This is a genomic window from Acidithiobacillus sp. TH-A117 (assembly GCF_057473465.1).
Genome location: NZ_JBYCKQ010000016.1, coordinates 1 through 23904, shown reverse-complemented (window position 1 = coordinate 23904; position 23904 = coordinate 1). Strand labels below are relative to the sequence as shown.

The 23904-nt window shown below is 58.5% G+C and carries 20 protein-coding genes; 4 read left to right on the top strand and 16 right to left on the bottom strand.

Features of this window, described 5'->3' with window-relative positions; genetic code table 11:
* Positions 1 to 3: 3 nt before the first annotated feature.
* The 3 genes from AC2VLR_RS03330 to AC2VLR_RS03320 all read right to left on the bottom strand — a co-directional run bounded on the left by AC2VLR_RS03330 (position 4) and on the right by AC2VLR_RS03320 (position 3810).
* Positions 4 to 1380: an NRAMP family divalent metal transporter gene (locus AC2VLR_RS03330; protein ID WP_215861472.1), complete on the bottom strand. Its 1377-nt coding sequence runs from the start codon at positions 1378 to 1380 to the stop codon at positions 4 to 6.
* Between the two features lie 373 nt (positions 1381 to 1753).
* Entirely contained in the window at positions 1754 to 2380 is a 627-nt protein-coding gene (locus AC2VLR_RS03325; protein WP_215861473.1) for a cation diffusion facilitator family transporter, read from the bottom strand.
* A gap of 473 nt (positions 2381 to 2853) precedes the next feature.
* Positions 2854 to 3810, bottom strand: coding sequence for a cation diffusion facilitator family transporter (locus AC2VLR_RS03320; protein WP_215861474.1), 957 nt, complete (start codon positions 3808 to 3810; stop codon positions 2854 to 2856).
* A 60-nt stretch (positions 3811 to 3870) separates the two neighbouring features.
* Between AC2VLR_RS03320 and cadR the strand changes: the two genes are divergently transcribed.
* The gene (gene cadR / locus AC2VLR_RS03315; RefSeq protein ID WP_343205851.1) at positions 3871 to 4371 is read left to right on the top strand and encodes a Cd(II)/Pb(II)-responsive transcriptional regulator; all 501 of its coding nucleotides are present in this window, start codon (positions 3871 to 3873) and stop codon (positions 4369 to 4371) included.
* A 277-nt stretch (positions 4372 to 4648) separates the two neighbouring features.
* Here the strand turns inward: cadR and AC2VLR_RS03310 are convergent, their stop codons facing one another.
* From AC2VLR_RS03310 to AC2VLR_RS03270, 9 genes are all read right to left on the bottom strand, one after another.
* The gene (locus AC2VLR_RS03310; protein WP_014003705.1) at positions 4649 to 4855 is read right to left on the bottom strand and encodes a cation efflux protein; all 207 of its coding nucleotides are present in this window, start codon (positions 4853 to 4855) and stop codon (positions 4649 to 4651) included.
* Between the two features lie 560 nt (positions 4856 to 5415).
* Positions 5416 to 5724: a hypothetical protein gene (locus AC2VLR_RS03305; RefSeq protein ID WP_215861798.1), complete on the bottom strand. Its 309-nt coding sequence runs from the start codon at positions 5722 to 5724 to the stop codon at positions 5416 to 5418.
* Positions 5725 to 5850: 126 nt separating this feature from the next.
* On the bottom strand, positions 5851 to 6213 hold the full coding sequence (locus AC2VLR_RS03300) for a copper-binding protein (RefSeq protein ID WP_215861797.1): 363 nt from the start codon (positions 6211 to 6213) through the stop codon (positions 5851 to 5853).
* 214 nt (positions 6214 to 6427) lie between these two features.
* Positions 6428 to 7189 (bottom strand): cytochrome b/b6 domain-containing protein, encoded by a 762-nt coding sequence (locus AC2VLR_RS03295; protein ID WP_255789834.1) that lies wholly within the window; start codon positions 7187 to 7189, stop codon positions 6428 to 6430.
* Positions 7190 to 7247: 58 nt separating this feature from the next.
* Positions 7248 to 7943, bottom strand: a complete 696-nt coding sequence (locus AC2VLR_RS03290) for an AIM24 family protein (protein WP_215880323.1) — start codon at positions 7941 to 7943, stop codon at positions 7248 to 7250.
* A 68-nt stretch (positions 7944 to 8011) separates the two neighbouring features.
* A complete protein-coding gene (locus AC2VLR_RS03285) occupies positions 8012 to 11122 on the bottom strand; it encodes an efflux RND transporter permease subunit (RefSeq protein ID WP_486880842.1) in 3111 nt (1036 codons plus the stop codon).
* The gene (locus tag AC2VLR_RS03280) at positions 11115 to 12557 is read right to left on the bottom strand and encodes an efflux RND transporter periplasmic adaptor subunit (RefSeq protein WP_255789831.1); all 1443 of its coding nucleotides are present in this window, start codon (positions 12555 to 12557) and stop codon (positions 11115 to 11117) included. Before AC2VLR_RS03280 ends, AC2VLR_RS03285 begins: the two co-directional genes overlap by 8 nt.
* Positions 12554 to 13864 (bottom strand): TolC family protein, encoded by a 1311-nt coding sequence (locus AC2VLR_RS03275; RefSeq protein ID WP_255789830.1) that lies wholly within the window; start codon positions 13862 to 13864, stop codon positions 12554 to 12556. The genes AC2VLR_RS03280 and AC2VLR_RS03275 overlap by 4 nt, the downstream gene beginning before the upstream one ends.
* Positions 13865 to 14406: 542 nt before the next feature.
* Complete coding sequence (locus AC2VLR_RS03270; RefSeq protein WP_255789829.1) at positions 14407 to 14589, bottom strand: hypothetical protein; 183 nt, start codon at positions 14587 to 14589, stop codon at positions 14407 to 14409.
* A 46-nt stretch (positions 14590 to 14635) separates the two neighbouring features.
* On the opposite strand from AC2VLR_RS03270, the gene AC2VLR_RS03265 reads away from it, so the two are divergent.
* From AC2VLR_RS03265 to AC2VLR_RS03255, 3 genes are all read left to right on the top strand, one after another.
* Complete coding sequence (locus AC2VLR_RS03265; RefSeq protein WP_486880841.1) at positions 14636 to 14761, top strand: hypothetical protein; 126 nt, start codon at positions 14636 to 14638, stop codon at positions 14759 to 14761.
* A 242-nt stretch (positions 14762 to 15003) separates the two neighbouring features.
* Positions 15004 to 15267 carry an SHOCT domain-containing protein gene (locus AC2VLR_RS03260; RefSeq protein WP_255789828.1) on the top strand — a complete coding sequence of 88 codons (264 nt, stop codon included), beginning with the start codon at positions 15004 to 15006 and terminating at the stop codon, positions 15265 to 15267.
* A 287-nt stretch (positions 15268 to 15554) separates the two neighbouring features.
* Positions 15555 to 17579, top strand: coding sequence for a heavy metal translocating P-type ATPase (locus tag AC2VLR_RS03255; RefSeq protein WP_255789827.1), 2025 nt, complete (start codon positions 15555 to 15557; stop codon positions 17577 to 17579).
* A 34-nt stretch (positions 17580 to 17613) separates the two neighbouring features.
* Here the strand turns inward: AC2VLR_RS03255 and AC2VLR_RS03250 are convergent, their stop codons facing one another.
* The 4 genes from AC2VLR_RS03250 to AC2VLR_RS03235 form a co-directional block, all read right to left on the bottom strand.
* Positions 17614 to 18216 carry a hypothetical protein gene (locus AC2VLR_RS03250; RefSeq protein WP_325757980.1) on the bottom strand — a complete coding sequence of 201 codons (603 nt, stop codon included), beginning with the start codon at positions 18214 to 18216 and terminating at the stop codon, positions 17614 to 17616.
* 606 nt (positions 18217 to 18822) lie between these two features.
* Entirely contained in the window at positions 18823 to 20445 is a 1623-nt protein-coding gene (locus tag AC2VLR_RS03245) for a hypothetical protein (protein WP_486880840.1), read from the bottom strand.
* 28 nt (positions 20446 to 20473) lie between these two features.
* Complete coding sequence (locus tag AC2VLR_RS03240; RefSeq protein ID WP_486880839.1) at positions 20474 to 22297, bottom strand: TnsD family transposase; 1824 nt, start codon at positions 22295 to 22297, stop codon at positions 20474 to 20476.
* 10 nt (positions 22298 to 22307) lie between these two features.
* Positions 22308 to 23904: ATP-binding protein (locus AC2VLR_RS03235; protein ID WP_486880838.1), on the bottom strand; the 1597-nt coding region annotated here is incomplete at its 5' end.

The window sequence follows — 23904 nt, the reverse complement described above, 5'->3', positions numbered from 1 at the left end:
CTCCTAAAGTGCGTGAGGGAAAACCACCGTAAATCCATAGAGACCGTCGGCGACCATCAGTAAACCCACAATGCTGAATGCCGCCATATTCTGCCAAGGACGATTCACATGCTGACCCATGATTTCAGGGTCGTTCAGCAATAGCAGCAGGAACATCATTGCCGCTGGCATGAAGATGGAGGCGACCACTTGAACGGTGAGGTTCAAAAATCCCAAAGGAGCATGTGGGAGCAGGACGATCAAGGCCGCCAAAGCCGTACCTAGAAGCCCAGACAAATAGAACGGGAGTGCATGTTGAGGCCGTAAATTGATGCTTCGCGGCAGTTTAAGCGCCTCGCCCACGGCCCAGGAAGTGCTTGCGGTAATCGCGATGGCGGCAATCAGACCGGCCTCGACCAGTCCCAGCCCAAAGAGCGCGGTACCGACAGACCCGATTGGGCTATGTGCAAGAGCTGCCATGATACGGTGTATTCCGAAATTTCCCGCGCCGGACAACCCATACACCCAAGATCCTGTCAGGGCAACCAAGGCTATGGCGACCAGCCCCATCAGAATGGTGCCAATGGCGGTGTCGGCCTGGCCAATGGGGATATCCTTTTCTGTCAGGCCTTTGTCTACCACGCTCGATTGCTGGAAAAAGAGCATCCATGGCGCAATCGTCGTGCCCAGGTTTGCGAGAATCACATAAACAAAGCCGCTTACCGCGATACCCGCAGGGATGTGCCAGCTCCCCAAGGCCTTTACCACCTGTCCCCAGTGTGGATGGGAAGCAATGGCCAGCGGGACAAAAATCAAGTTTCCAACAGCAACCCAAAGCGCCACCCGTTCCCAGGTGTGATAACGCAAAAATAAAAGCACTCCTGCAACGATGAAAAATCCGCCCAATGCGCTCCAAACAGCGGGCACGCCAAACATCTTCATCCCTATGGTGATACCGATGAATTCTGTAACGAGGGTGAGGATGTTGGCGACGACCAGATCGAAGAGGGAAAAGGCGCCCCAAAAAGGGCCATAACGACCCCAGATCATTTCGGCATGCCCGCGGTGTGTCACTGCGCCAAGACGGACGGTCATCTCCTGCACCACATAGGCCACCGGGACCATGAGGATGAGAAACGGAATGAAAAATCCGATCCCGTAGGCGGCGCCGGTTTGGGCGTAGGTGATCACCCCACCAGCATCATTATCCGCGATCATAACGAGAATTCCTGGCCCGATGAGGGTGAGAAAGAGCCAGAGCCGTTTCCAAAAGGAAGAGCGCTGAATCAATGCTTCCCGTTGCTGGTGGACCCGCCAGCGGTCAGCCACCCGGTGGCGCTGATCCTCGGGAAGTGATGCCAACAGGTTAGTGATATTTTTGGTTTGTACCTCTGTCGCCATCGTATGCTCCTTTACGGGCATGCGACTGGGACGCACTCACGGCGGCGCGCACAAAACAACGATAATGAATGGAAATATTCCATCACCCGAGGACCGGGTGATGGCAACAGCAACTATGCCAGGATGACCCGATCTACGAACTGCAACGGTGCTTTGTGAAAGCAACTAGGGTCACTGTCCAAGTCGCTGGCCCTCCTGTGTGAAGAATTCAGGGGCCTTTGTACCGGTAGAAAACGGAGATGTCAACCATGGGTTTTTGCTATTGGGGTTTAGGGAGCAACGGAACGTAAAACCGGGTTAACCCCTTGTCCAAAGCTGTTGTCTGATTTCTTTCGGTCACGGCTTGTCCGTGCAAGCCGAACCGCTGCACGGTTTAACGGGATGAAACGGGCGCACGTAGCGCTTGCAAGGATTGCCGCAGGACATTAAGCGCGGAGCTGAGAAACACGCTGGAGATAAGGGCACCGACGATGATGTCCGGCCAGCGCGAGGCAAGCAGGTAAATGCTGCTGGCGGCTAGTAAGACACCGACATTGGCGATCAAGTCATTTCGAGAGCACAGCCAACTGGAACTCATGTTTAGGTTGTGGCCACGGGATCGGTACAGAAGAAAAAAACACGCAAGATTAGCGATGAGTGCCAGCATGCCGACGATTCCCATCGTTTCTATACCCGGCATGACGGGGTGAAACGCCTTGTAGGCCGCAGTCCCCAGCACACCAAGCCCAAAGGCGAGCATGAAGCCGCCCTTTACCAAGACAGCAACTGTCTGTCGGCGCGCCGACCGTGCCAGCGCGAAGAGGCTGAACCCATACACCAAGGCATCGCCCAGCATGTCCAGCGCGTCCGCCAGCAGCGAAATTGAATGGGCGATTAGGCCCGCCGAGCCTTCCACGAAATACATGACAGCGTTGATGGCGAGCACGATCCACAGTACACGCCTGTGACTGTCGCGCATGGCGTCTATCTCGCAGCTTTTGTCTTCACAGCAATTAGCCATTTGTGGGATCCCTTGAGTTTGCTGTACCTAGCGGTAGCGTACGTTAAATATTCTGCTTCCTCGATATTTCTGGTGGGAGCCGAAGCGGGCGAGGCGGTCTTGGGCTTCTTCGGGGGTGGGCCCTCGGGCTCCAGTCGGGTTCATGACCTTTTCCTCAATAGTTTTGATTCAGGCCATAGCCCCCATACCGAAGAAATACTTGTTCAACGATCTGTACTGATTAGGTACAGGTGATGAGGATTTGAAGGGCCGAACATCGGCTTGCATTGGCGATATGATCAGCCGGTCGGCGATATCGCTTGAATACCAAGTACCGGAGTTTATGACAAGCCGATCCTCAAAGGTGTTGATGGCATATCCTGTCTCTTTCCTAATCCCCTGAGGACATTGGTCTTCAGAGTATCTATAATTGTGGAAAAGAAATCTTCTCGAAGCCATATTCTTGGATCCTTGCATAAACCTTCCGGAAAATCTCAAACCCGATGATCCGGCGCCAGTGCGCACGGGTGGGCCGGATCGCCAGCCTCCACCTGCAAGGTGGGGTGGTCGATGCGAAAGCGCCTCTGCAATTCATTGCTGATCCGGTTCAGGAGCGCGTCTCCGGGGTAGCCGTTGGGCATGACCAGATGCACGGTCAGCGCCGTTTCGGTGGTGCTCATGGCCCAAATGTGCAGGTCATGTACCGCCGCCACATCCGGCAGGGCGGCGAGATAGGCGCGTACCGCCTGGGTTTCGATTCCTTCGGGCACGCCGTGCAGGGTCAGGTTGAGGGAGTCCCTCAGCAAGCCCCAGGTGGTGATCACGATCACCGCGCTGATGAGCAGGCTGACCGTGGGATCCAGCCAAAACCAGCCAGTAAACAGCATCCCGATCCCCGCCAGGACCACCCCGAGCGATACAGCGGCATCGCCCGCCATGTGCAGAAATGCCGCCCGGATATTCAGATCGCCCTTGCGCCCCGCCATGAACAGCAGGGCGGTCCCAGTATTGATCGCCACTCCGAAGGCTGCGACGCCAATGACTATGTCGCTTGCCACGGGCGTGGGATGCAGCAGGCGCTGAATCGCTTCCCAGGCGATCCCGCCAGTCACCACCAAAAGGAATACGGCATTGGCCAGAGCCACCAGAATAGACGAGCTGCGCAGCCCGTAGGTAAAGCGCGCCGAGGGCTGGCGGCGAGACAGTGCCGTGGCGCCCCAAGCCATGAGTAAGCCCAGGATGTCACTCATGTTATGTCCGGCATCCGCCAGCAAAGCCAGGGAATGTCCAATCATCCCAAACACGACCTCAGCCAGCACGAAGCTCAGGTTGAGCGCCACCCCGATGGCAAAAGCGCGGCCGTAGTTTGCCGGACCGTGGGCATGGCTATGCGCGTGGGTATGATGGCGACCAGCGGTATGGCCGGCATGGTCATGAGAATCGTGTGCCATACATCATCCTTCTCTGCAAAAATCCGAATGAATTGCCATTAAAAACCTTGTAGTCACTACATGGTCAAGGATTTATACTGCTCTTTTTGGGGGGATGATATGCGAATTGGCGAACTTAGGCAGGCCACGGGCGTGGATCCAGAGACCATCCGTTATTATGAACGGATAGGCCTCTTGCCCGCGCCAGTTCGGCGGGCGAACGGCTATCGAGCTTATGGCCCCGCGCATCTGGAACGGCTTGCCTTTATTCGCCACTGTCGGGCGCTGGACATGCCACTCGCGGACGTGCAGCGACTCTTGCATCTGCTGGATCATCCGCTGGACGATTGCCTGGACGTGGATCGGTTGATCAATACGCATCTGGCTCATGTACAGGGACGGCTCCAATCGCTACAAGCGCTGGCGAGGCAGCTTGAGCAACTGCGCGGATGCTGCCACGGGCGGCATACCACCGCCGAATGCGGTATCCTGCATGAGTTGGTGACCGCTGCCCAAGGGGAAGGGTGTGTGTGCCACGGCGGTTCGGCCCCGAACAGCCCGGAGGTCATAGAAATCTCCTAAGGCCTTCATTCATGCAGATGGTGCATATTGGGAGTGTGAGGGTGGTCGTGGGTTAAGGGTTGGTGACGATGCGGGTGCCAGTGGCGGACACCGGGCGCCATCGGGAACGGGTGCCCATGCCGTCACAAAACCTTGGTTTTCAAGCTGGCTTTTGGAGTTATCGCTATTGGGGTTTGGGGGAGCCCGGAACGTAAAGCCCGGTTAACCCCTTGTCCAAAGCTGTTGTCTGATTTCTTTCGGTCACGGCTTGTCCGAGCAAGCCGAACCGCTGCACGCCTTAACGGGATGAAACGGGCGCACGTAGCGCTTGCAAGGATTGCCGCAGGACATTAAGCGCGGAGCTGAGAAACACGCCGGAGATAAGGGCACCGACGATGATGTCCGGCCAGCGCGAGGCAAGCACAAGCAGGTAAATGCTGCTGGCGGCTAGTAAGACACCGACATTGGCGATCTCGCAGCTTTTGTCTTCACAGCAATTAGCCATTTGTGGTATTCCTTGAGTTTGCTGTACCTGGCGGTAGCGTAACCTCTGTACCGGCTGTTCGACGAATATATACCCGAATACCTCACCAAAATAACTCTAAAATCCGTTATGGTGATTTTGCCTTACGCCAACAAGCGGCAGCGCACTGCTGGCTGTATCCCGCGCAGCCTTTACCCGATGACGGTGGGCTTGCGGTTCTGCAGTAGCACCGCAAGCAGTCCGTGCCCGTCCAAGTGTGTTTCCACCCCCAAAGACCATGAGAAGCAAACCGCCAAGTGGTCAGCCGTTGGGTAACCATCTTCACAACGAAAAACCCATCCTATCAGGTGAATCTCATGATTTCAGCGAAAGGGAACTGCTGTTTTTAGAATTAAGCATGCATTCTTTCCTGAACTTTCGACGGCCAAAATGACGGGAGTTTTACCTTTCAGCGCCACGACCAATTTCCCGTCCGACCGTCCCTCGCCCACAAAGGCATCGTCCCGTTACACCAAGCCATCCGGCTGATAGATGCTAGCGTTCCTGCTCGTCACGAAGGTCTAATGGCGCTGGTGGCCACATCAATAAGTGTTTATTGCCTGTATTCGTTTGCCAATCTCGGCAACCTTTTGGGCGTCCTTAACGACTTCCTTCCAGTGACCATCCTTGATCTGTACAATCATGGTGTACGTTAAATATTCTGCTTTATCTGTCAGTATTTTTGTCTCATACCTCGGATTGGTTGGCGCATGATCTTCGCGTGCATAGGCAGATAATGGTGCGGTCATAAGAATCGTCATCATAAAACCCCGCAGGGCAGCATGGCGAAGTCTGATTGTCATGATCCGTATTTCTTTGCATGTCTCTTGGTGGGGTGTTCCCGGTGTCATGGCGAATCTTCCTGTATTGACTCAGATGAATTTAGTAACGATCCAGTGGATGATATAACTCGATAATATATCAGTGCTATTTCCAGAGGTTCCGACTTGGCTGGATTACAGGGTTACTCCGTATTTTCATTGTTTGACCGGCGTGATCCTGGTGATGACGTACCCCCCGGCGGTATCCTTTGCGAAACTGAAATTCACCATTTCTCCGGCCTTGTAGCCGTTGAGCATGGCCGTGTTCTGGAGCAGGAAATTCATTGACATACTGGGCCAACCAAGGGCCTTGACGGGACCCATGGCAATGTTGACCGTGTTCGCATCAGGATTGATGCTGTTGATTTTACCCTGCCCCATGAAGGTCTGGGCCTTGGTCGCTTGGCCTGATACGGTGCCCATATTGTCCATGCTTGGCATGTTGCCCATGGCCGCATAAGCCGGAAGCGTGACCGCTGCCGAACACGCTAGGATGAGGGTGAAATAAAAACGTTTCATGTTCGTCTCCTTGCTGTTGGTGAACTGTTCGTTTATCAAAGTCTAAGCACCTGGTTATGGCAACAATTTCCAGTTGGCCTTTTTCCACCCACGGCGAAATTGCGCGTCCGTACCACTCGCCTATCCATCACTCATGCCTGATTTTCGTGACATCTCTGTTATGGCACTTCGAAAAACCCTAGTTTTTGCAGGATGCCGAGCTGTAACCATTTGATTATTTTTGGTCGACTTTTCGTTCGGCGGAGTTTTTCGAAGTGCCCGTTTTTGAAGTAATATCGTCCAGATCTTCCGTCCCGCCGCTCGGGTCCGCCTGGATACTGATCCCAGCGTTCCAATCGGTAAGAAGGGCTTGGTGTTCCGACTCGGTGAACCCCTTGTGGCCGTGGATCATGGCCGATATCAAACCGTGGCGGCCCGCGATCTCGTGCGCCATCACGAGCGCCACATGGACAATGACGAAGGCAAGCAACAGAAAGAAACCCCATTCATGCATCACCATCAACGGGGAGTGCATCGCTTCACTATCCGGCATAAGCGAGAGGCTGATTCCCAAGGCGATCTGCGCCACGGCAATCAGGAAAAAGGCGAGGTAGGCAGGACCGGCGAAAGCGTTATGCCCCCGATAGGGAGAAATCGGGCGGCGGAAGCCGCTCAGATAACAGGAGAGGGTTTCCCGCCAGATGCGGCGCTGGGCTGACGTCAGGGGCAGGAGGTCGCGCCAGCGCGCCGTCGGCGGGCCGACAAAGAGCCAGATGATGCGCACCACCAGCCCGGCGGCGAAAGCATAGCCGCCGACATAATGGATGATGTCGATCTTCCCCATCAGGGTGTCAGACATGTCGTTACCCAAGGCCAGGAGGGTAGCGCCTGAGGTGAATTGCGCCATCATGGCAAGCGCCATCCACCAATGCAGTGCCCGCAGCAACGGGTCCCAGACAGGGTGCAGGATATAACGGTTATCCGTTGTCGATTTCATACTTCCTCCAGGATCTGCGTATCATTGACCAGGCCCACAAATATCCGTGGAACAGCCCTCACCATCGCGCAGGGCCGACTCCGCCGCTTTGCATCCAGATGGTCCCGGGGCCCTGTGCGCGGCATATGCCCCAGTTCGCTCCTGCGGCCAGATCCGTAGAAAGCGATCCCAGTCCGATGGGTTCCCATTGGATCGAGGGATCACGAGCGATCCATGCCCCCGGATCCAGGTCCAAAGACTCCCCTTTTGCCAGCGTGAGTTCCCAGACATCACCGTGACCATGCAGCCAAACCAACCCCTCCGCGTCGCCCGCCACGGAAAAGCGATCAACGCTTGGCGTAGCGTCCCCTGTGACCCAAGGTCCGTCGCTTCCGCCGGAGAAGCTCTCGATGTGGACCGCGCCGCTCGCCGCCAGAAAGTGCGGGGCGGGTGCCAACAAGGTATTTCCGTCATGCAGGCTCACCCCGAATATCTTGCCGACGCAATCCCGGCTGAGACTCAGTGACCCGGGTCCGGATGCCATCATCAGCCACGACGGATGGTCCCAGAAACTTCGTGCGGTTTTTGGCGACGTGGCCGAAATGACGGTTTTCGGGTCTTTCCACAATAGGGTGTGATGCTCGAAGAGCACAAAACTCAAAGGGTCCAAGTCCAACGTCAATATCGGGGTTAATTCCCCTTCCAAACGGAAGCGGATCCCAGCATGCCCCCCACCTTCCACCTTCGCCGATGTCAATAATTTCGGTTCCATCATCGATCCTCCACGCCTACGCTTCGTTAGTGTTGCCACGAACTTCTCCTTCTGCACTTCGCGCGCCATCATCACCGCAGGCCCAATCGCCGTTTCTGCCACAGCGCATAAAGGGCAGGAATCACCAGCAGCGCCAGTAACGCGGCGCTAAACATGCCGCCCACCATGGGCGCGGCAATGCGCTTCATCACATCGGCACCGGCGCCATGACTGAACATGATGGGTAAGAGGCCACCCACCACCAGGGTCAAGGTCATGGCCAGAGGCCGCAGGCGCAGCATGGTCCCCTCGATGACGGCAAGCTGAAGGTCATGCCAGGTCCGCAAGGCGTCACGGGCCTGCCGCCGGAGGAGTGCCTGGTCCAGGTAGAGAAGCATCACCACCCCGAATTCTGCCGCCACGCCCGCCAAGGCAATGAAACCCACCGCCACCGCCACCGAGAGCTTGTAATTCAGCCAATAGATGAGCCAGAAACCACCCACCAGAGACAGGGGCAAAGTCAGCAGGATGATGGTCACCTCCACCCAGTTTTTAAAATTGAAGTAGAGGAGCAGGGCGATCAGCAGAATCACCGCAGGAATGACCAGTTCCAGGCGCTTGGCGGCCTGCTCCATGACCTGATACTGGCCTACCCAGGAGACGGTATAACCTCCCGGTAGATTGACGGCTTTCGCAATGGCTGCTTTGGCTCGGGGCACATAGGCACCGATGTTGGTGCCGGGCTTCAGATCGATGTAGACCCAGCTGTTCAGACGACTGTTGTCGCTGGTGAGCATGGCGGGGCCCCCCTCAATGCGGAGATCGGCTACCTGGGCCAGAGGGATCTGGGCACCACTGGGCGTGGCGATGCGGCTTTCCATCAGGGTGGACAGGGATTGGCGCAGTTCCCGGGGGTAACGGAGATCCACCGGGAAGCGTTCCAGCCCTTGTACTGCGGTGGTCAGGACCTTGCCACCGATGGCCGTTTCCACGAGACGGTTCACATCCGCCACCGAAAGGCCATAACGGGCGGCCTTGGCGCGATCGGTGTGGATGACGATGTAGCGGCCGCCGGTGACCCGAGCGGCATAGGCGCTCTGGGTACCGGGTACCTTGCGCAGGACGGTCTGGAGTTCCTGCCCCAGGCGGTTCAGGGTATCGAGATTCGTTCCGCCGATTTTAATGCCTAGTGGTGTCTGCAGACCGGTAGTCAGCATATCCACCCGTCCTTTGAGCGGCTGTGTCCAGATACTCGACAGGCCGGGAATGCTCATGGCTTTGTTCATCTTGCTTTGCAGCTTCTGCATCGTCATCCCGGCTGGCCACTGGTCGGGATTCTTCAAGTTCACCACTGTATCGAACATGGACAGGGGCGATTGGTCTGTCGCCGTCTGGGCCCGTCCCGCCTCGCCAAAAACCGTTTTTACCTCGGGAAAAGTCTTGAGGATGCGGTCCGTCTGCTGCAGGAGCGTGGCCGCCTGGCCGATGGAGACTGCCGGATCCTGGGTGACCGGCATGTAGAGCAGCGTCCCCTCGTTCAGGGGTGGCATAAATTCCGACCCCAGGCGGTTCCAGGGGTAGTAGAGGGTGGCCGCGAGCAGCAGGGCGAGGACCAAAATGATCCAGGGGGCGCGCAGGACACCGTGGATGACTGGTCGGTAGAGGAAAGCCAGGACCCGATTCAGGGGGTTTTTGCTTTCGGGGAGGATGCGACCGCGAATGAACCAAGCCATGAGGATGGGCACCAGGGTTACCGAGAGCATGGCGGCGGCGGCCACGGAAAATGTCTTGGTGAAGGCGAGCGGCGCGAAGAGCTTGCCCTCCTCGCCGCCCAAGGCGAAGACCGGCAGGAAGGAAACAGCGATGATAATCAGCGAGAAAAACAGTGCCGGACCGACCTCCTCCGCCGCCGCCATCGCCGCCGCCCAGGGGTCGCCACCGGGGTTGTGTTCCAAATGCTTGTGCATGTTTTCGATCATGACCACGGGGGCATCCATCATCACGCCGATGGCGATGGCGATGCCGCCCAGGGACATGATGTTGGCGGGGACACCCATGGCCCACATGATAAGGATGGCGGCCAGTATTCCCAGCGGCAGGGCGACGAGGGCCACCAGCGCCGAACGTGCACGCAGCAGAAAGAGCAGGGAGATGAGCGCCACCGCCAGGGATTCTTCCAGCAACTTGCCGGTCAGGGTATGAATGCTGCGCTGGATGAGCGGGGCCTGGCTGTAAGTGGTGACGACCTGCACCCCCTTGGGTAGGGAGGGCTGGATTTCCTTGAGCTTGCGCTCAATCTGGTGGATGAGGGCATAGGCGTTGCCGCCCTGGTTCATCATCACGATACCGCCCACCACCTGGCCGTGGCCGTTGAGTTCGGCGATGCCATTGGGCAACTGCGGGCCCAATTGCACCCGGGCCACCTCCTGCAGCGTAATGGGCACGCCGTCGCGCACCTCCAGCGACGCATCCTCCAGGTCTTTCAGGGAATGGATATAGCCCGAGGTGCGGACGATATAACTGGCATCTCCCATGTCCACCACCGAGCCGCTGGTCTCCCCGTTAGCCGCCCGGATGGCGGCCTCCACCGCCGGCAGGGTCAGGTGGTAGGCGAGAAGTTTTTGTGGATTCACGACCACCTGGTACTCCTGCACCATCCCTCCCACCGTGGCCACCTCCGCGACGCCGGGGATGCCCTGCAATTCGTACTTGAGGAACCAGTTCTGCAAGGTGGTGAGCTGGGCCAGATTCAAGGTCCCGCCGGGGTCGCTGAGGGCATACTCGAAGATCCAGTCCACCCCCGAACTGTTGGGCCCCAGGGCCGGTGTGATCCCCGGCGGCAGCTTGGACTGCACCTGGCTCAGGTATTGGAGTACCAGGTTGCGGGCCTGATAGATGCTGGTACCACTCTTGAAGAGGACGTAGACATAGGAGTCCCCGAACATGGAGTAGCCGCGCACGGCCTGGGCACCGGGTACCTCCTGCAGGGTGGTCTCCAGGGGATAGGTGACCTGGTCCTGAATGATTTGCGGAGCCTGACCCGGGTAGGAGGTCTTGACGATGACCTGGGTGGGCGAGATGTCGGGAAGCGCTTCCAGGGGGATGTTGATCACCGCCAGCGTACCGCCGACGATCAACACCAGGACGGCAATCACGACCAGCAAGCGGTTTTCCATACACCAACGCATGATCGCTCTAATCATGGGATTTGCCCCCCTGACCCATGTTCATCCCGGCCATGGCGCTCGGACCGGATGAGGCCGTTGGCGTTGGCGGGGCACCAGCATTCCCGGCGGGAGCGGCCAGTGCAGAGGATTTCCGGCCCTGAGTCATGTTCTGCGGCTGGGAAACCCCTACGCCCGGCGCGGCACTCGTGGTGGACGCCGTATTGCCCCCTAACATACGGGCCTTGACGGACTGGAACTGGGATTCGGAATAGAGCAGGAACTGGGCACTTTCCACTACCCGGTCCCCCGTCTTAAGTCCCTTGTTGATGGCCACCCAGCCGTCGGCCTCCGGCCCCAGAGCAACCTGGACCGGCAGAAAATGTCCATTATCCTCACCCAGCATCACATAATCCCCCTGAACGGTACGCAGTACGGCGCTGCTGGGGACCGCCAGGGTCTCCTCGGGGCTGGCCAGAATAGTGGCGTCGGCATAGGTGCCGGGGCGCAGGTTTCCCCCGGGATTAGGAAAGCTCAGCCGGGCCGTCACCGTCCGGCTTTTGGGGTCGAGGGTCGGATAGAGGAAGCTCAAACGTCCTTCCCAGGTCTTGCCGGGATAGGCGGGCAGATGCAGGCGCACGGGGTTGCCGATCCGTACCCAGGGCAACTGATAGGAGTAGAGCGCCACATTGACCCATACCCGGTCGAGATTGGCGATTGCATAGACATTCGTCTGCGGCGAGACGTAACCACCCTGGCGCACGTTGAGGGTTTCGACCACCCCGGACGCGGGCGCCATGAGCGGCACGTCCCGCTCCGCCGTGCCGCGCCGGGCGAGCGCCGCGATCTGGCCTTCCGGCATGCCCAGCAGCCGTAATTTCGCCCTGGCTGCCGCCAGCAATGCCGGGTCTTCCGTCGCTCCACCCTGGCGGCGGGCAATGAGATATTCCTGTTGGGCGCTATACAGCTCGGGAGAATATATCTCGGCGAGCACCTGGCCGCGTTGCACGGGGTCACCCACGGCGCGGACATTCAAGCGTGTCACCCAGCCGGAGAAACGCGGAGTGACAGAATAGACCCGATTCTCGTCCACCGCCACGGTGCCCACGGTATGGATGGCATGCCCCATCTGACGGCGCTGCACCGCCACGAGGCGTACCCCCAGGTTTTGCGCCAGGCGCGGATCGATGCTGAGACCGGACTCTTTTTTTGCGTTCGGGCTGGAGGCATAGACCGGGATATAGGCCATCCCCATACTGTCCTTCATCGGATGATTCGAATGGATCTTGGGGTTCATGGGTGCGGCCCAGTAGAGGATGTGCCGTCCCTTGGATGTGCTTTCCTGAGGCCGGGTTGCGGCGACGTTGGCGCTCGGTGCCGCGGCGGGGACCCGCAGCCACCACGCCGCACCCGCCCCAAGGGCTACGCCAAGGACGAGCAGACCCATGCCGATAATCCAGTTGCGTGACTTCATGGTTGCATCTCTCCTTGGGTAGTGAGGAAATCCAGTTCTGCGGCGCTGATGGCCAGGTCGCGGCGGTATTGCAGGCGGGTCAGGGCGTAGTCCAACACATCTTTCTGGGTGCGCAACACCGCGTTCAGTCCGGCGCGCCCCGCCGAGTAGGCGGCGAGCGTTGCGGAAAAGGCATTCCGTGCGGTGGGCAGCAGGCGTTGATCGGTCCGATCCAACTGGGTCTTGAGGGCTATGTAACGGGCGAAGGTGGCGCGCGTCTTCTGGGTCAATGCAAGATGTTGATCGTCGTAGCGGTATTGCGCCTGCAGGGCCTTGGCCCGGGCTGCGGCGACATCCTGGTCCTGGCGGTCTCCCGGAAATATGGGCAGGCTCAGGTCAACACCCGCCGACAGCCAGTTGGGGCTGCCGGGATAGAAATCCTGACCATAATCGACACTGACCGTGACTTCCGGCCAATAGCCACGCTTGGCTACCTGCACGCCAATTTGCGCGGAACGTGTTTGCGCCTGGGCGGCCCGCAGGAGGGGTTGGCCGGAAAGACGGGCTTCCGCCTGAGCCAGGGTGGGCGGGGGTGGCAGGTTCGGCCATTGCTTTTCTATGGACGGCGGTTCCCGCAGATTCAGGATCTGGGCGATTTGCGCCAGATCGCTCGCCCGCTCAGCCTGCAAGCGACTGATGTCATTGGCCAAACTGTCGCGCGCCAGTTGGGCACGGAGTACCTCGGCCTGTGACCCTTGAGCGGACCGGTAGAGCGCCAGCGCCGCTTGCACACTCTCGGCCTGCAACTGTTCCTGATGCCGGACCGCTGCCACGGCATCTTCGGCATAGAGGGCTTGCAGCCAGGCGCGGCGCAACAACAACACCAACTCGGCAGACTGGCCGCGCAGCGTGTCGGCGGCCGCCTGGGCCTCCACCCCCGCCTGCTGTCCTTCCAGCCCCAATTTACCAAAGGAGGGAAAGGTCTGACTCAGGCCCACGCTCAGCATGCTCATCTGCTGCTGGTTCATGGAGAAGCTGTTGAGGGGCACGTTCACGGCGCCGAGGGCGAGATGCGGATCGGGCAACTGGGCAACGGCCACGGCTTTATGCCGTAATTCCGCGATCTTCTGGGTTAGGGCGCCGAGACCGGGGTTTTGCCGCAGGGCAATAGCCTCAGCACCCTGCAGGCTCAATGGGGCGGCACTGGCATAAGGGCTGAACACCATCATCAGCATGGCGGGAAGGGAGAGTGGCCCCGCGCCTCTGCAAATAGCCGCAACCCACTTTAGAAAATATTTATTTCCAGAACTTCTTTGCACATCGCTCATATAGCCTCCACATACGGCCCGAGTTAGGGCCGAATACGCGAATTTCCTGTCCGGCGCGCTTATGCGCGCGGGACTGCGGATTCAGGCGGGAGGCTAAATGAGAAAACGAACTGCGGAGAGTGGGGGAAGACCAGTGTGGGCCGCAACGCGGAGAAAGTGTGGAACGGGCTTAGGAGAAGAGAGAGTAATCCAGGATGCAACGGAAACGGCGAGAGCCGACATGGCGGGGGTGATGTTGTTGGCACTCTCCGCTACCGGCGCCATCATATCGTGGTGGCAGCAAGCAGTCAGGCAAGAGCCTTGCTGCTGAGCCGGAGCACCAAGGGCCTGCTCGCAACGCGGCATTTGTGTGCCGTGTGCGGCCACCCCTGTCATCGACAGGGCGCACAGCGCCGGAGCCGCGTCTACGGGTGCCACTATCCAAGGCAACAGTAGAAGCAAGACCATAAAGGCTATCCGGCGAACGAACGGGCGAAAAACGCGCACAGTACTCCCATCTCGAGACGTTAGTCTAGTCATCAAAACTCAACGGCCATCAAATGTCAATGCTGCCGCGACTGAGTGCCGCGCTTCCCGCCCTTACTGAGGTGCCCCTTATCTACGGTTTTTTTTACCGCCCCAACCGTCGGTGTTTGCAAGTCTTTCCCGACGGCGAGATTCCCCATCTCTGGCGGGTGGTCCTCGAAATGGCCGGCCAGCACCTTGAAATCCTGGACGTGAAACACTTCTGTCCCCCACTACGCCCAAACCCTCACCCACTGGGTCCGGCGCTTGGAGGAACACAAGGAAGAGGCTGTTGCCATGATCGGCGAGAAACGCTATCGCATCTGGGCAATCTATGTGTGGCGCCGTCACCAACATGTGGACCGAAGTTACCGCGAGGCAGAGGTGAGCTGAGGCGATATCTAACGGTCAACCGGGGGAAGGCCATTGGCAGCAAAGGTACGGGTGGCCGAAGATCTTCCGCAGACCATATCCTCAGTCGCCAGGACGCCGATGGCTGGCCCCATCCATTGGATAGCCTGAAAGAAGATGGAATAAGTGGACACTGCCTACTACACTGAAGCCTTAAGTGAGCTGGTTATCGGCGAGGGTTAGTTCTGCGTCCATGGTGTAGCGAGCACGATGAGGAACAGGAAATGTGGCCTTATATGATGGGTGGTTTTTTCAATGGTTACGGCTGGGTCGGGTCGGCATTCATGATCCTGTTTTGGGGTTTGCTTTGCCTCTTGCTGATTTTTGGCATCGTTGCCGGGATCGTGTCGCTGGTGCGGGCCTTCCCAGGTCGCGGGAGTCGGAGTGGCGAGAAAACCACCGCGCTGGATGTACTCCACGAGCGCTATGCTCGTGGGGAAATTGGAAGGGATGAGTACCTGGAAAGGCGCCGCGACCTGGAACGATAGCGCTTTCCCATCCGCCGAAGCTGGTCCGGATGCGCTACCAACAGGTGGGGCAGCGGTGGAAAGCTTATCTCGTTGGTTAAGGATCCAGTCTGGGGCATGGATGTGGATCTCCAGATGCCGAGGCCGTAGCCGTGTATAGGGTGTGACATTCTATTTTTGCTCCGCCGCTCATCGGACGTTTGTCCCATTACCATAGCTAACCTATGGAATCAGGCTCAACGCGCACTAAGGTCGGAAATCGGCAACCGGCGTTGTAAGCTCCTGCGGCGGTAAAAGGAGAGGACTCTATGGACCATTCGGGACATCAGAAACAAGGGATGGGTACCGCTCATTCCAGTGCGCACGGCGGTCACAACCATGCCGCCATGATCGCCGATTTCCGGCGGCGGTTTTGGGTGTCACTGGCACTGACGATCCCTATCCTTTTTTTGTCACCGCTTATCCAGCATCTGCTGGGACTGGAGGCTACTCTTGCCTTTACGGGGTCGTCCTATGTGCTTTTCGCACTATCGAGCGGGGTTTATTTCTACGGCGGCTGGCCCTTCCTGAAAGGACTATTTTCCGAGCTCGAAACCCGCAAGCCAGCCATGATGACGCTGATCGCCCTGGCCATCAGCGTGGCCTATTTTTACTCGAGTGCCGTCGTGTTCGGGGTTCAGGGCGAAGTGTTCTTCTGGGAACTCGCCACGCTGATCGATGTGATGCTGCTCGGCCACTGGATCGAGATGAAATCGGTCATGGGGGCATCCGGCGCACTGGAAAAACTGGTGCAAATGATGCCTTCCGAGGCTCATCTCGTGGCCCCGGACGGTATGAAAGACGTGCCGGTCGCCAATCTGCAGCGCGGTGACCGGGTGCTGGTGAAGCCCGGCGAAAAAATCCCTACAGATGGTCTGATCGTCGAGGGGCGAACCACCGTCAACCAGGCCATGCTCACCGGCGAAAGCCAGCCCGTGGAGAAGGGGCGCGGCGACGAAGTGATCGGCGGTTCGGTCAACGGAGAGTCGAGTATCACCGTCGAGGTCCACAAGACCGGCAGTGAAACCTATCTTTCACAGGTCATCGAGATGGTGCGCCGGGCACAGGAGTCCCGCTCCCGGACCCAGGACCTGGCCGACCGCGCGGCCCTGGTGCTGACCCTTACCGCGTTGAGTGTCGGGGGGCTTACCCTTGCCACTTGGCTGGTCCTTGGCCAGCACTTCGAGTTTGCCCTGGCCCGCATGGTCACAGTCATGGTGATTGCCTGTCCCCATGCCCTGGGCTTGGCGATTCCGCTGGTCGTCGCCGTGTCCACCGCCCTGGCGGCGCAGCATGGGCTGCTTATCCGGGACCGGTCTGCTTTTGAGCGGGCGCGCCAACTGCAGGCGGTGGTGTTCGACAAGACAGGGACTTTGACGGAGGGGCGGTTCGGCGTCACGGATGTGGTCGTGCTGGGCGGATACGCCGAAGACGATGTGGTGCGGCTCGCCGCGGCCCTCGAAAGTCAGTCGGAGCATCCCATCGCCGCCGGCATCGTGACAGATGCCAAAGAGAGGGGCATCAGCTTCGAGCCTCCCAAGGAATTCAGGGCCATCCCCGGGAAGGGCGCGCAAGCCATCGTGGAAGGACGCAACGTGAAAGTCGTAAGTCCCGGCTATCTCAAGGAGCACGGCCTCGATGTCAGCGATGGGCGGATCGGGGCCTTGGCATCCCAGGGCAAAACGGTGGTATACCTGCTCGTCGACGAGAAAGTGGCAGGGGCGATCGCGCTGGCCGATATCATTCGAGCAGAATCGCGGGAAGCCCTCGCGAGGCTAAAGGGAATGGGCGTGCAGGTGATGATGCTGACCGGCGACTCGGCAGCGGTGGCCCGCTGGGTGGCCCAGGAAATGGGGCTTGACGACTATTTCGCCGAAGTGCTCCCTGAGCAGAAGGCGGAGAAGATCAAGGAGGTAAAAGCGCGGGGATTGCGCGTGGCCATGGTCGGTGACGGCGTCAACGACGCCCCCGCCCTGGTGGAGGCGGACGTCGGGATCGCCATCGGGGCGGGTACGGACATCGCCATCGAGTCGGCGGACATCGTGCTGGTCCGTTCCGATCCTCGGGATGTGGCGGCCATCCTCGAACTTTCCCGGGCGACCTATCGCAAGATGATTCAGAACCTGTGGTGGGGTGCCGGCTACAATGTCGTAGCGATCCCGCTTGCGGCCGGGGTGGCCTACAGCATCGGCATAGTGTTGTCCCCAGCCGTGGGGGCGGCCCTGATGTCCGTTTCCACCGTGATCGTTTCCATCAACGCCAAGCTCCTTCAGAAGGTTCGGCTCACCGCCTAGCGCATGGGTCGGGAAGCAGCCAGCATGTCGCTGATCAGAACTTCCCCGAACGCAGGATCGCTGTCACCCACCACAGGCCGAATGCGCTGGCCACCGAGTAGCCGAGGAGGCCCAGGAGCGGAATCCCCAGATAGTGGGGACCGGTGTGGACGGCCATGACTAGGGATGACCCGATGATGACGGCGGCAATGATCAGGCTCAGGCTGAGGCGGTTGCTGGCGCGATCAAGGTGTTGCGGGATCTCTTCCATAGGCGCGTTGGCAACCGTTACAGTCAGTTCACCCTTAGCCAACTGCTGTAACGCACGGGTGAGTGAAACAGGCAACCTTGTCAGGGCCCGGCGCAAAGTGAAGAGCGCCCGATAGGCGCCGGGAAAGGCTTCTGTCATGTCGGGGAGGAATTGCCGCGCAAGCAAGTGCGGCGTAAAGGCCTGTAAGGTGGCAAGCATGTTGAAACGAGCGTCCAGGTCGCGCGCCACCGACTCCACAATGATAAAGGCCCTGAAAGCGAACAAGAACTGGCGCAGTATTCGGAGCTTGTAACGCTGACCCAATCGGCTGAACTGGTTCACGATTTCAGCGAAGGAAGGCGCCTGAGCCGCCGCCACGGCATAGTACTGCTCCAAGGCTTCGCCCATATCCCGTGTGAACGCGGCCCGATCCGCGCCGGGAGCAGCACCGCTGGCGGTCAGCAATGGCGCGGGTGACGCGGGCGGCATGGCGACTGGGATCAAGACTGTCCGGGTCGTTCCAGAGTTGGCGTAAACGCTGGACTACGACGGGATCGCGCAGGTCCTGCAAACGGATACGGTGATGGCCGGGATCGGGATAGGGGACGTAGGTGCCGCCGGAACGAGTGAACTCCGCGTAGAGATCCAGAGATCGCCCTACATCAGTGACGACAATGAAGGGCGGGCGCCACTCGGCGGCGGGCAAAGCGCGCAGGCACGGCCAGAATAAACTCCAGTGACTGCCCGTTGGTCAGCCGAATCACCTGCAAGGCCTCCAGACTCAACAACCCACGATTCGGCGATGAGCACCAGTCGCCGCACCGCCCTTTTCGACTTTGACATCCTTTACCGGGTGCTGAATGCCGAAAGATATAGCTGCCAACCCTCATCAAATGCATCGGGGAGGGAACACAATGGCACCGAGCCTCAGCTAATTGAGGATGGAGAGCTTTTCACGATCCGCCTTCTTCGGTAACCAACGCCTGGGGCACGAAAGCCTCGCGATACTCATCACTACGTGGAAGCGGATGGGCCGGGAGTCTCAAAGATCTTTTTCTTCAGCTTTTCTGCCCAAACGCCATTCTGTTGTTGCTCATTACCTCCCGGATCAGGTCTCATCACCTTCCGCAGCCGCTCATAATGAGCAAGCTGGTCGCCTTCATTCTCCGTAACGTCCCAACGCCCTCCCCGACAATCCAGCCGGTGGAGAATCGACAGGATATGGTTTTCGATATCTCGAAGCCCGATACTACGCTTGAATCGCAGCAGCAGCGTAGACAAAGCCATTTTGTTACTATGCTCCACATCCAGCAACACCACCGGGAACGTCTTGTCCTGGAAAAATACGGCAACCAGGCATAATCTTTGGCGCCTTCCGACCATGGAAAAGGCCTGCCCGGTTTCAAGCCGGCACAGCGCCGTCAAAACACGGACATCTTTTAACCCGTTCGCCATGGTACGGACCACCTGCATCAATCGCCTTAGATCGTCCGTACCTTCACCTTTCTCGACCGCAAGCACCTGAAACTCCATGGGCAGGAGATCGTCGTGCAGAGACTCAGGGGAAACGCTCACTTTAGGCGGTGGCGTTTTTCCACTTCCCCGATATTTTCGGGTCTTCCCCCCATTTTCACTGGTGCCTGCGGCACCCTTGTTTCTACGCCTGATAACACGTATCCGATCTTTTTTATCCACCCGACGCACTTCGATTTCCCGGTCAAAAATGCTGGTTCTGGTCAATATCGGCAGGGCTGGCTGATGAACATCCGTCCTACTACCCGAACCTACCGTGTCTATGACAGGAACGTCACCTGATGACGGACCGCCGTCCGGTCCACGCCTTTTGGGCTGACTTTTTGGCATCCGCACCGTAATCGTTTTCCCCAACGACGGATGAGAGAAATATAAAACGTCACAGGGCACCCTTTTCCCCGTGAACTCGGAGATTTCTAAGATAAGCCACTGATTTCCTTTCCGCACTCCACGAAACTTAATTCCACAGTCATGCAGATCGGGAGGATCAAAGGTCATATACTTTTGTTTGAATGTCCGTTCGTAAACACTGTCCCAGGCGCGTTGCCCCTCAGGATCCACCGCCAGCCAAGAAAATTCCAAGATAAATGACCTCTTGAGTGATCTCACTGGCATTTGCTGGGTATAATCGAGCTGCAGCCGAGGATGAAACCCAGGTTCGACCGGCCTGAAGAGCGTCATGATGCCTCCAGGCTGCATAATATGATTGGCAAGCGTTTTATTATGTAGAAACAGGCTACGGATGAGTTCCATGGTCGGGACCAAATACTCCACCTGATCCACTCGATAACGCAAGAGTCGCTGTACCCCCTGTGATTTGCCTTCAAACGAATATAATTCTGGCGGAATGTCAGACGAGTTGAGTTCCTCTCCTGCCGCCAGATTGGGAATAATCACTTCCGAATATTCGCCGTAGGTTATTGGGAGCAATCTACCGTCGGAGAAGCGATAACCGAGTGCCAGCACCGGGAACAGCCCAATAGGTACGCGCCACATGGCAAATTCGCCTGACGACACGCCGCGGGTGACTATACGGACCTGCCACCCTTTTTTATCGTCTTGTTCGACTCCGGCCAGCCAGTGTAGCGTCAAATCTTCAGGCACTTTGCGCAATACGTCTATTCTGATCAATTTATACCTCAGAGGATCCAGCCATTATTTCCAAGGCGGCCAAGGCGGTTTCTACGCTCGGTGAAGCTATCGAAGGCAGCCCTGCTAAGCGGCGTACCCGCCACGATCGCACAGGCAACGCCTGGCGATGCAATTCTGCAGTAGCCCAGACAATGCGACGCAACCGAAACGCATCGGTAGTTTCCATGACCTCGCCAAGCACGCCGATACTTTTAGGCAGTTTTACCTGTCGTTCTGACATCCGGCGCGGCCGCCCCAACTTGCGCTCCAAAGCCGCCTGGGTAACGCGTTGCGGCGGAACCTCCCGAGTGATTTCCCGCGCGACCTTACGCAGTTGGATCGCCATGCTACGATCCAATGTCTCCCAGTCCACACGCTGATCAGACCATTTCTTGTGCAGTGCCGTCGGTGAGTGTTGCTCCAGCCACTCCCTGTCATGGCGGTACAACCACGAGTGTTCTTTGGGTAGCAGGAGCGCCAGTTGCCGACGTGACAAATCAGCGTAATTCTGCTGCATGTCCAACCACCGTGTTCTTATGGCATCACAGTCTGGCACCAATGTTCGGGAATGTCGTGCGGCTAAGGGCTTCCAGGGCACGTTCAACCCGAGTCGGGAGGCGTGCAACCTCACCGTCCCCGGATCAATGGCAAGATATCCGGCTACCGCCCTGAGTCCCAGGCCCTCCGCCACTTTCTGCCGGATTTGATCATCCAGTAGGGGGCCAAAGTCCAAAATGCGCGGCGAACTCCTTGATCCCACCTCTCGACTGTACACAAATCCGCAGGCGCAGGAAAATCGACCAATCACCCGATCCTGATCATGGCGAACAGCAATCTCGTGGATCACATTCTGCCCATAGTGGTCTGCCAGACGATTGAAGCAGGGCCACGGTCCCTTGCCGAAGGGGGGTGCCGTCCGCCGTTGCGACGACCGTTTGTCCAAAAAAATCGGGAATAGAACATGCCGCAACGGATGAAATGCCTTTCTGTGTTTCCGTACCATGGCCGTAGGCCAATCGCCGCCGAGACCACCGGGGATAAGGTCGATTACTGGTTCAAACAGGCTTAAAATTGCTTCCCTGAGAAGGTTCTGAGCGACATTCTCCTTGCCTTTGTCGAAGCCGCGATCAATCACTGCGCCCCGATAATACGCACCCCAATCACGAAAGCGCACTGGCGGATGATCGAGCAACGCAGCGCTCCGCTTGGCGATCTCTTGCAACAGCGTCACTTGGCGCGGGCTACTCGCCCAAGAAGGGAGTGCCGCCACCGGCGAACAGTTCTTTTGATCCGCGGCGATGAATTCGTGCTGGTTACCGTCACCTTGAGAGACCGCACTGTCCGCCAGGGCCGCGCCATGTTCCGGACAAACCAGAACGCCGGGGAGTTGATGGCTGCGCCTCCAATATCCTTCTCCATAGCGGCTCAACATCTCGCCAAGGCAGATGGGACAATACCGTAAGTATGCCGGAGCCGAAATCGCGCTCGCCGCAATACCCAGACGCACATGCACGGCATCCGCCGGGCCGTCCGCTAAAGACGCCAGTACGGATTGTCCCACTGACTTCGGCTCGAATGCCGTGTAATAAAGGTAGAGGGTAAAATCCTTAGTCAGTCTTTCCGGACCGAGTCCGCGATCGGCCGGTATTCTTTGGCTCAACGCTGCCACGCGGCTTTGCAAATCAACCGTAGCACGCACACCGTTTGCACCAAATAAATCCCGCATGGTTTGTTTCGGGCTTCGGGAACAAACGTGAAGGTGATAGCGCGCGAGCACGCTGTAAAGCAGTTCGTCGGGGTAAATTTCGGGGAAATAGGCGAGCACTTGGGGACCGTCACCCTGCGCGATCCACCATGGGTGGTTTGATCGCTCCAGCCCCCAGCAGCGCTTCGTAGGCGGGCAGCCCATCCTTCTTCCCGGCGGCAATAATAATTCTCAGATCTTGTTTGTCAGACGGGCCTTGCGCCTTGGCGGTTTTGTCGCGCGCCGTCGGCCGCCGCGTCTTGGCGGTCGGTTGCTCCGGTCCTCGTTCGCGCAATCTGGTTGAGATGACTGCCACGAGGTCCAGGGCCGAGAGCCCCTGGTTTTCCGCTTGGACTTCCGCCAACAACACCTTGGCGATATCGCGGGCCAGCCCCAGATCCTCCAGGGCACGCAGGATCGGGCCGTCATCATCGTTCACACGGGTATCGTCTTCCGTCGCGGAAATGGCGGGCGTGCGGGCTGCCGTGGAGGGCAGATCGGATAGACGCGCAAGGGAGTCGCCGAATACTTGCCTAATGTGGTCATGCAGGGGGCGGATGTCATCATACTTGGCGATCGCCTCCCGGTCGTTGCGCTTCAACGCATCGATCATGGGATGGATCAGGCGGAGGTGCTCGCGCGCGACTTGGCGCAGCAAGCCCGCATCGATACGTTCAGCCCTGCCTCGTAGAACTCCGAGTTGGATAGCACGCAACTGCGCCATCATGAAAAGGTTGACCAGCACGTCCACAATGCCCTGACTTTCCTCGTAGAGCGCTTGGCGGATCTCGCCGGTCAGGGGCGAGACTTCCCGCGTCCACTGATAGATCCACATGCGATCGACAAAATGGTTCCAGGTCGCGCCTTCTTCCAGGCGCTCCCAGACCAGACTTCCCAGACCACTGGCGCGGCGCGCCTGGCGGAAGTCCCCTTGCAGCAGCGGCAGTGCGCCCAGCGTGCCGATAACGATCACCGGGATACCGATGGTGTTCACCAACGTCACCAGGAAATTCAGCAAGGCGTCTGCCCCAGTGCCCGGGGCTTCCTTGATATGCTGAATCTCGTCGACGATCAGTACGCCCAGGGCGTGCAGGTTGGCGATTTGCGCCATTTGGACCATCATCTCGTCCAGGGAACTTCGGCTGGCCCCGTACCGGGCGCGGTAGCGGGTGCCCAATAGATTGTCCATCTCCTGGAAAAAGCTGATGCAGAGCTGTTTGGGAGACCCCTTGTAGGGACTATCCAATTTCAGCCAGACCACTTGGTCGAGACTGAAGGGCTCGGCATGGTGGACGACTTGCGGATACAGCTCCAGGACCCTGGCCATGCCGTAGCTCTTGCCGATGCCGGAGCAACCAACCAGAGCAAAGCTGCTCGCCGTCGAACGGATCGGGCGCCGGACAGCGGCAAGATCCTTCCCGACAACCCGCTCGTAGCCGTCCTGGAGACGGCGGATATAATCGGTAGTGTTGGGATTGCGGCTCAGATACCCCTGGCGGAGGAGCATGCCGAACTTCGCTTCCAGTTGTAGATGGTTCTCCAGCGGCTCGAAATAATTCTTCAGGCGCAGGACGCAATGCGCCCGGAGGTGGGCTGCGTATTCTGGCCCATCGTGGGCAGTCATTCTGAATGATCGTGGGCGGTGATTCTGGGCGATGGTGGGCAATGATTCTGGCGGATCGTGGGCA

What these genes read in the sequence shown, in the direction of transcription:
- AC2VLR_RS03275 (WP_255789830.1), bottom strand. Translation starts at nt 13,864, where the DNA reads ATGAGCGATGTGCAAAGAAGTTCTGGAAATAAATATTTTCTAAAGTGG.
- AC2VLR_RS03255 (WP_255789827.1), top strand. Translation starts at nt 15,555, where the DNA reads ATGGACCATTCGGGACATCAGAAACAAGGGATGGGTACCGCTCATTCC.
- AC2VLR_RS03320 (WP_215861474.1), bottom strand. Translation starts at nt 3,810, where the DNA reads ATGGCACACGATTCTCATGACCATGCCGGCCATACCGCTGGTCGCCAT.
- AC2VLR_RS03295 (WP_255789834.1), bottom strand. Translation starts at nt 7,189, where the DNA reads ATGAAATCGACAACGGATAACCGTTATATCCTGCACCCTGTCTGGGAC.
- AC2VLR_RS03305 (WP_215861798.1), bottom strand. Translation starts at nt 5,724, where the DNA reads ATGACACCGGGAACACCCCACCAAGAGACATGCAAAGAAATACGGATC.
- AC2VLR_RS03325 (WP_215861473.1), bottom strand. Translation starts at nt 2,380, where the DNA reads ATGGCTAATTGCTGTGAAGACAAAAGCTGCGAGATAGACGCCATGCGC.
- cadR (WP_343205851.1), top strand. Translation starts at nt 3,871, where the DNA reads ATGGTCAAGGATTTATACTGCTCTTTTTGGGGGGATGATATGCGAATT.
- AC2VLR_RS03250 (WP_325757980.1), bottom strand. Translation starts at nt 18,216, where the DNA reads ATGGGCGAAGCCTTGGAGCAGTACTATGCCGTGGCGGCGGCTCAGGCG.
- AC2VLR_RS03330 (WP_215861472.1), bottom strand. Translation starts at nt 1,380, where the DNA reads ATGGCGACAGAGGTACAAACCAAAAATATCACTAACCTGTTGGCATCA.
- AC2VLR_RS03260 (WP_255789828.1), top strand. Translation starts at nt 15,004, where the DNA reads ATGTGGCCTTATATGATGGGTGGTTTTTTCAATGGTTACGGCTGGGTC.
- AC2VLR_RS03285 (WP_486880842.1), bottom strand. Translation starts at nt 11,122, where the DNA reads ATGATTAGAGCGATCATGCGTTGGTGTATGGAAAACCGCTTGCTGGTC.
- AC2VLR_RS03300 (WP_215861797.1), bottom strand. Translation starts at nt 6,213, where the DNA reads ATGAAACGTTTTTATTTCACCCTCATCCTAGCGTGTTCGGCAGCGGTC.
- AC2VLR_RS03280 (WP_255789831.1), bottom strand. Translation starts at nt 12,557, where the DNA reads ATGAAGTCACGCAACTGGATTATCGGCATGGGTCTGCTCGTCCTTGGC.
- AC2VLR_RS03290 (WP_215880323.1), bottom strand. Translation starts at nt 7,943, where the DNA reads ATGATGGAACCGAAATTATTGACATCGGCGAAGGTGGAAGGTGGGGGG.
- AC2VLR_RS03310 (WP_014003705.1), bottom strand. Translation starts at nt 4,855, where the DNA reads ATGGCTAATTGCTGTGAAGACAAAAGCTGCGAGATCGCCAATGTCGGT.